Origin of the sequence: Caballeronia jiangsuensis, from assembly GCF_046030135.1 — a bacterium.
GTDB classification, from domain to species: domain Bacteria; phylum Pseudomonadota; class Gammaproteobacteria; order Burkholderiales; family Burkholderiaceae; genus Caballeronia; species Caballeronia jiangsuensis.
Window position 1 is genome coordinate 49,918 of the sequence record NZ_JAQQDB010000051.1, and the last position, 7,880, is coordinate 57,797.

Sequence of the window (7,880 nt, forward strand, 5' to 3'; positions counted from 1 at the left end):
CCAGAGCATGTCCGACCTGCACACGTGGGCGGGCCTGCTCGCCGGCTGGATTCTCTACGCGATGTTCCTGACCGGCACCGTCAGCTACTTCAAGGACGAAACCTCGCAGTGGATGCGGCCGGAGCAGCCGCATCAGCGCGACATGCCGGATGCCGCGCGCGTCGCGCAACGCGTCACCGCGACGCTCGGCACGATCGCCGCGGGCAGTTCGCAATGGAGCTTCGACTTGCCGGACGAGCGCACGAGCGTCATCGGTTCGTTCTGGCGCACGCCGGGCGCGGCGGCAGGCAAGCGCACATTCGAATCGGCGAGCTTCGATCCGGTAACGGGCCAGCGCACGAGCGCGCGCGAGACGCTCGGCGGCGAATTTTTTTATCGCTTCCATTTTCAGTTTTTTTACATGCCGGTGCTGTGGGGCCGCTGGCTCGCGGGACTGTGCGCGATGTTCATGCTCGTCGCGATCGTGAGCGGCGTCATCACGCACAAGAAAATCTTCGCCGATTTCTTCACGTTCCGATGGGGGAAGGGTCAGCGCTCGTGGCTGGATGCGCATAACGCGCTATCGGTGTTCGGCTTGCCGTTTCACGCGATGATCACCTACACCGGTCTCGTCACGCTGATGACGATGTACATGCCGTGGGGCGCGCAGACCGCGTTCAGGACGCCCGCCGAACGCGAGGCGATGACATCGCAACTGAGCGCGTTCATTCAGCCCGGCAAGCCTTCCGGACAGAAGGCCGGCCTTGCGCCCGTCGATGCGATGGTGCGCGAAGCGCAGGCGCGCTGGGGCCGCGACAAGGTCGGCCGCGTGACGATCACGAATCCCGGCGATACCACCGCGCGCGTGGCCGTCTCGCGCGGCGAGGCGTCACGCGTATCGATGAGCCCGCAATACATGCTCTTCGATGGCGTGACGGGCAAGCTCATCGACGTGAAGGACAGTGTCGGCGGCGCGGCGGAAACACGCGGCGTGCTGTATGCGCTGCATCTCGGACGCTTCAGCGATCTGCAGTTGCGCTGGCTGTACTTCATCGTCAGTCTCGCGGGCACGGCGATGGTCGGCACCGGACTCGTGATGTGGACCGTCAAGCGCCGTCAGAAACTACCCGATCCCGCGCGGCCTCATCTCGGTTTCTGGCTCGTCGAGCGTTTGAATATCGCGAGCATCGCGGGGCTTTCCGTCGCGATGACGAGCTTTCTGTGGGCCAATCGTCTGCTGCCGCTCGGTGTCGCCGCGCGCGATAACGCCGAGATCAACGTGTTCTTCGCCGTGTGGGGCGCGACCTTGCTCCATGCGTTCGTGCGTCCGGCGAAGCGCGCGTGGATCGAATCGTTGTGGCTCGCGACGGCGCTGCTCGCGTTCCTGCCCGTGCTCAACGCGCTGACCACCGACCGGCCTTTGTGGCGCAGCATCGAGCAGGGCGATTGGGTCTTCGCGGGCTTCGATCTGATGATGTGGGCATTCGCCGCGCTGCATGCGGCCCTGGCATTGCGCGTGGCCCGGCATCGTCCGTGCGTGAAGCCCGCGGGCAAGCGCGCAGGCGCACGCGCCACGATGCCCGAGCGCGAGAAGGAAAGCGCATGACGCATCTCCTGAGCATCGTTTTCTGCGTGATGGCGTTCGCCTTTCTGGCTGTCTCGATGGACCGCCATCAGATGACCGTGTTCGGGCGCGCGCTTCGCGCCGGACAATCGCGCGGGTTTCGCATCGCGGGGTGGTGCGGTCTCGCGCTCGCGTTGCGCTTCATCGTCGGCAATGAAGGATGGGCGCTCGGCCTCGTCGCCTATAGCGGCTGCACGAGTCTCGCGGCCGGGCTCGTATATGGCGGCCTCATCGCTTATGAGCGGTTCTCCACGGCTTGACATGCCGTGGAACGCCGGGCGCGTTCACGCAATCGGTCCTTCGGGAAGCTTGCGCTGCCACGCAACGGCGATCGCGCTGCCGACGATCAACGCGATGCCCGCGAGCGACAGCGGCGCAATGATCTCGCCCCACGCGATGTAGGCGAACAATGCCGCCCACACGATGCTCGTGTAATTGAACGGCGCGAGCGTGCCGGCGTCGGCGCGCCGGAAGGCGACCGTCATCAGAATCTGGCCGACGGTCGCCAATGCGCCGAGTAGCGCCATGAGCAAGAGCGCGTCGGGCATCGGCGTCTTCCAGCTGAAGGGCAGCGTGCTCGCGCTGACGACAGTTCCCACTGCCGTGAAGAACAGCACCGTGGTGCGCGAGTCGTCGGTAGGGCGAATGCGTTTTATCTGGATGATCGAGAGCGCGCCGCACAACGCGCTGAGCAGCAGCAACACCGGCCCGAGCCAGTTCGACTCGCCGCCACCCGGACGCACGACGAGCAGCACGCCAATAAAGCCGATGAGCGCGGCCACCGCCGAGCGCGCCGTGAGCCGTTCCTTCAGGATGAACGGTGCAAGGACGACGACGAGCAGCGTCTCCGAATACGCGATCGCCACCGCCTCGCCGAGCGGCATATAAGGCAGACCCGCGAAGAAGAAGCCGGACGCGCCGAGCAGCGTGAGCGCGCGCCACGTCTGTCCTTTGATGTCGAGACGCTTCACGCGATCGATCAGCGATCGTTCGCCGACACAGCACGCGGCTATCGCCGGAACGAGGCCGAACAGCATGCGAAAGAACGTGAGCTCGTTGGCCGGATAGTGCAGCGCGACCGCTTTGGCCAGCGTGTCGACGATCGCGAAGCACAGCATCGAAGCAAGGATGAAGCCGATGCTGGCTAGCGGCAGGTGACTCGTGCGCGTGACGGCGGTGGAAGGCATGACGCGAGAATATCGTGGCGGAGCCTCGAATCATCGCATAGCCGCGCGTGCATGCCGAATCGACGGCCACGCATCGAAACGGGACCGTCGATCGAACGTGCCTGATTCACCGCATCGCGCCCGCGAGATTTTCCGCTTCCAGCCCGACGATCAGATCGACTTCGCCATTGGCAAGCGCTTGCGTCGCGGGCACGCCGGCTGCCTTCAACGCGGCGCCGTCGAGCCGCGATGCATCGCCCAGCGCGACGCGCAATCGCGTGGCCGCGAGCGGTTCGAGCTTCAGGATATTGGCCGCGCCGCCCAGCGCCGCGCGAATCTTTTCCGCGCGCGCTTTCTGCTGCGCCGTGTCCTGCGCGGCAACGGCAGCCGGCGCGGGCACAGCTTCCGGCGCGGCGGCGGTCACGCCGGCCACCGGCAGATCGGCATCGCTGCCCGCCGACTTCAGGTATTCCTGCATATCGGTCTTCATGTTTTCCGACAGCGGCCCGAAGATCGCCTGCACGCCATTGCCGACGCGCACGACGCCCGCCGCGCCGAGCGCTTTCAACCGCGCATCGTCGACGAGCGATGGATCGTTCACCGAGATCCGCAAGCGCGTGATGCACGCATCGAGACTCTTGATGTTCGAGCGGCCGCCGAACGCCAGCACGAGATCGCGCGAGCGCCCGCCCGGGCCCGTGCTCAGCGCCGCGGTCGCCACCGTATCGTCCTCGCGTCCCGGCGTCTTCATGTTGAAACGCGTGATCACGAAACGGAACACGCAGTAGTAGATCGCCGCGTAGATCGGCCCGAGAATGAACACGTACCACGCGTGCGTCGCCTTGTTGCCGATCAGGTTGAACATCAGAAAGTCGATCGCGCCTTGCGAGAAGGTGAAGCCCATGTGCATGTTCAGCGTATTGGCGACGAACTGCGCCGACGCCGCGAGACACGCGTGAATGAAATACAGCACGGGCGCGACGAACAGGAACGCGAACTCGATCGGCTCGGTGATGCCGGTGAGAAACGACGTCAGCGCCGCCGACACCATCATGCCGCCGACCGCGACTTTCTTCTCCGGCTTCGCGCAATGCCAGATCGCGATGGCCGCGGCAGGCAGGCCGAACATCTTGAACAGGAACGCGCCGGACAGAATGCCCGCGGTGGGATCGCCGGCGAAGAAGCGGTTGATGTCGCCATGAACGACCTTGCCGGTCGTCGGATCGAGGAAGCTGCCCGCTTCGAAAAAAAACGGAACGTTCCAGATATGGTGCAAGCCGAACGGAATCAGCAGACGTTCGACAAAGCCGTAGACCGTCGCCGCCGTGCGCGGATCGGAGACCGCCGCCCATTGCGAAAACGCCTTGATCACGCCGCCGATCGGTGGCCACACGACCGACAACACCGCGCCGAGCACGATCGAACCGATGGCCGTCACGATCGGCACGAAGCGCTTGCCCGCGAAGAAGCCGAGATAGGCGGGCAGCGAAATGCGGTAATAGCGGTTGAACATCCACGCGGCGAGACCGCCCGCGAGAATGCCGCCGAACACGCCGGTCTGGATCGATGGAATGCCCATGATAAGACTGGTCTCGACGCCTTCGACCTTCGCGATCACGCCGAGCGTCGCCGTCATCACGAGATAGCCGATGGTCGCGGCGATGCCCGATACGCCGTCGTTCTCCGTGAAGCCGAGCGCGACGCCGATCGCGAAGATGAGCGGCAGGTTGCCGAAGATCACATCGCCCGCGTTCTTCATCAGCTCGAGGATGATCGCGGGCACGTAGCCGTGGAAATCGGTCGCGCCGAGGCCGAGCAGCAAACCCGCGACCGGCAGCACCGCGACCGGCAGCATCAACGACTTGCCGACTTTCTGCACCACGCCGAATGCATTCTTGAACATGAAAGGTCTCCGCTTATTCTGCGTAGGGCGCGAGGAGGGCGCGCACTTCCTCGGCCGTGCCGAGCGTGATGACTTTCGCCGCGAGCGTGCGCGCTTCGTCCATCGTGAGGCGCGCGAGTTGCGCCTTGATCGAGCCGACGGCGGGCACGCTGACCGATAGCTCGTCGATGCCGAGCCCGACGAGCACCGGCACGGCCATCGCATCCGATGCGATGCCGCCGCACACGCCGACCCATTTGCCGTGCTTGTGCGCGCCCTCGACCGTCATGCCGATCAGGCGCAGCACCGCCGGATGCAGCGCATCGGCCTGCTTCGCGAGCTTCGGATGCCCGCGATCCATCGCGAGCGTATATTGCGTCAGATCGTTGGTGCCGATAGAAAAGAAATCGACTTCGCGCGCGAGCGGCTCGGCGATCAGCGCGGCGGACGGCACTTCGATCATCACGCCGACCTTCACGTCGCCGATGCGATCGCCGGCTTCTTCCTGAAGAATCCGCCTCGCCGCACGCACTTCCTCGATCGCGGCGACCATCGGAAACATGATGTGCAGATTGCCGATCGATGCGGCCCGCAGAATGGCGCGCAATTGCGTGCGGAACATGTCGGGACGATCGAGACTCACGCGCACGCCGCGCAGCCCGAGGAACGGATTGTCTTCCTTCGGCAGCGGCATGTAGGAGAGCGGCTTGTCGCCGCCGACATCGAGCGTGCGCACGACGAGCGGACGCTCGCGGCCGAGCGCTTCGGCGACCGCGCAATATTCGGCGGCCTGTTCGTCTTCCGACGGCGCGGTGTCGCGGTTATCGAACAGGAACTCGGAGCGCAGCAGCCCGACGCCTTCCGCGCCCGCCGCGACCGCGTCGCGCGCTTCCTGCGCATTGCGGATGTTCGCGACCACTTCGACGCGATGACCATCGGCCGTGACGGCGCGCTTGCTCGCTGCGACTTTTTCTTCTTCGCGCTTCTTCGTCTGACGCTCGATGCGCTCGCGCGCCTTCGCGAGTTCGTCGGCGCTCGGATTGCGGCGCAGGCTGCCGTGCGAGCCATCGAGCACGACGAGCGTGCCGTCGGGCAATTGCAGCGCATCCTCGTCGATGCCGCAGATCGCCGGAATGCCGAGCGAGCGCGCGAGGATCGCCACATGACTCGTCGCGCCGCCCGTCGTCGTGCAGAACCCGAGCACCTTGCTGCGATCGAGCGATGCGGTATCGGAAGGGGACAGCTCCTCCGCGATCAGGATCGATTCGCCGGGCACATCGATATGCGCCTGCTTCACGCCCGCGAGCAGCGCCAGCACGCGGCGGCCTACATCGCGGATATCGCCCGCGCGCTCGCGCAACAACGCGTTGTCGACCTTCTCCAGATTGTTCGCCTGCGCCTCGAACGCGGCGCGCCATGCGAAGCCCGCGCTTTTGCCTTCGCTGATGCCGCCGATGGCCGTGTCGTTGAGACCGGGATCGTCGAGCAGTTCCAGATGCGCATCGAGAATCTGCGCCTTCGACGGATCGGTCAGCTTCGCCTTCAGCGCCTCGATTTGCTGGCGCGCTTCATGATGCGCCGCGTCGAGCCGTGCGCGCTCGCGTTGCGGCGATTCGCCGGCTTCGGCCACGTCGATGACTTCCTGGCGGAACTGCACGATCTTGCCGACCGCGAGCCCCGGCGACGCCGATACGCCAGTGAATTCGTTCGCATCGGCGGGCGCGGCGGGTTTCGGCGCGACCGCTTCGGTTGCGGGCGCGGCAGGCGCGGGCGCATCGCCGGGTTTCTCGCCCGAGCCCGACGCGAGCAGACGCGCGAGCGCCGCCGCGGCTTCGCCCGCATCGGGGCCGGCGGCCTCGACACGCACCGTGTCGCCGAACTTCGTCGCGAGCGTCATCAGTGCAACGACGGACTTCGCGTTTGCGCTATCGCTGCCGCGCAGAAGGCGGATATCGGATTTGTACTTCTTCGCTTCGGCCGCGAAAACCGCCGCGGGCCGCGCGTGCAGCCCCTGGGGATTGGGCAGTGTGACTTCGTCGGACCGGATTGCGTCGGCCGCGCTACTGCCCGCATCGTCATGCGCGCCGCCGACGAACTCGACCGCCAGCGCAACGTCCTTGCCCGCGGTGACGAGGCCCGTCGCGGGCATATAACGCGTGACGAGGTCTTCGCCATTCGCGATGACCATCTGCGTGAGCAGACTCACGGCTCGCGCGCCGACGATGAGCGGATCGAAACGGATCAGCGGCTGGCCGGTCATGACGGAATCGCCTTCCTTGACGAGCGGCGTGAAGCCTTCGCCGCGCAGCATCACCGTATCGAGGCCGATATGTATCAGTACCTGGAGGCCGTTTTCTCCCGTCACTGTGACCGCATGTGCCGCGCGATGCAGTTGCGTGATCGTGCCGGGAAGGGGGGCGAGCAATTCGTCGGATGTCGGATCGATCGACACGCCGTCGCCGACCATCTTTTGTGCGAAAACCGGATCGGGCACGGTGTCGAGTTGCACCATCACGCCGGAGAGCGGCGCCATCAACTCGATTCGTGCCAAACGTTGAGGAGCTTTCACGTGAACGACTCCTTTTCCTTGACGATATGAGCTGAAACCGGCCTGAGGTAATCATAGGCAACGGCTTCGTGATTCGCTGACCGAATGAATGCGCGTTCGCAAAAGCACGCTGTTTGTAGGGCGATGCGCGCATTGATTCGGATTCTGAAACGCCGCGTTCTCGTTGCGAGAGCAATGACGGCGAAAATCGCGCTATTGTTTCGCAGCGCATCGGTGGTTTCTAGAGACCATGCTCCAATCGCGGCGATCCGCCGCAGGCCGCGCGCCCGCATCGCATTAATCTAGTTAACTAGTAAATGCAAGCAAAAGGAGCGCGCATCATGATCTACCGCAACAAAAACGAAGCCTATTGGGAGCCGCTGTTGACGATCGCACGCGACGAGCTTGGCATTCAGTCATTCGATCCGATGGGCAAGCCCAGCGCCGACATACGCATGTGCCGTGTCGAGGACATCGGGCGCGCGCTCGAACGCGCCTATGATTTCGGGCTGCTGGTCGGACATACGGTGACGCGCGCCGAGCGCGCGAAGGGACATTGCGCGTGAATGAGGGTGTGCGCTATTTGCGCGGGCGGATAGCGCCGCATGCAGCGGTCCGTGCTTTGGTCCGCTGCATTCGTCTTGGCTAGAAGCGGACATTTTGATATAGCCGCTACATGGC

At 64.9% G+C, this 7,880-nt stretch carries 6 protein-coding genes; 3 read left to right on the forward strand and 3 right to left on the reverse strand.

All coding sequences use genetic code 11. The features are described 5' to 3' along the window. The first annotated feature begins 7 nt into the window (after positions 1 to 7). Together PQR08_RS34015 and PQR08_RS34020 are read left to right on the forward strand one after the other, a co-directional pair. Complete coding sequence (locus tag PQR08_RS34015) at positions 8 to 1,585, forward strand: PepSY-associated TM helix domain-containing protein (protein ID WP_408163808.1); 1,578 nt, start codon at positions 8 to 10, stop codon at positions 1,583 to 1,585. After that, positions 1,582 to 1,863 (forward strand): DUF3325 domain-containing protein, encoded by a 282-nt coding sequence (locus PQR08_RS34020; protein WP_250485300.1) that lies wholly within the window; start codon positions 1,582 to 1,584, stop codon positions 1,861 to 1,863. The genes PQR08_RS34015 and PQR08_RS34020 overlap by 4 nt, the downstream gene beginning before the upstream one ends. A 24-nt stretch (positions 1,864 to 1,887) precedes the next feature. Here the strand turns inward: PQR08_RS34020 and PQR08_RS34025 are convergent, their stop codons facing one another. From PQR08_RS34025 to ptsP, 3 genes are all read right to left on the reverse strand, one after another. Next, entirely contained in the window at positions 1,888 to 2,790 is a 903-nt protein-coding gene (locus tag PQR08_RS34025) for a DMT family transporter (RefSeq protein WP_408163805.1), read from the reverse strand. A 106-nt stretch (positions 2,791 to 2,896) separates the two neighbouring features. Beyond that, a complete protein-coding gene (ptsG, locus tag PQR08_RS34030) occupies positions 2,897 to 4,672 on the reverse strand; it encodes a PTS glucose transporter subunit IIBC (protein WP_250485299.1) in 1,776 nt (591 codons plus the stop codon). Positions 4,673 to 4,685: 13 nt separating this feature from the next. Beyond that, a complete protein-coding gene (gene ptsP / locus PQR08_RS34035; RefSeq protein WP_250485298.1) occupies positions 4,686 to 7,220 on the reverse strand; it encodes a phosphoenolpyruvate--protein phosphotransferase in 2,535 nt (844 codons plus the stop codon). Positions 7,221 to 7,540: 320 nt separating this feature from the next. Here ptsP and PQR08_RS34040 point away from each other — a divergent pair, with 320 nt between their 5' ends. After that, positions 7,541 to 7,765, forward strand: a complete 225-nt coding sequence (locus tag PQR08_RS34040) for a DUF6900 domain-containing protein (protein ID WP_035499921.1) — start codon at positions 7,541 to 7,543, stop codon at positions 7,763 to 7,765. Positions 7,766 to 7,880 lie beyond the last annotated feature (115 nt).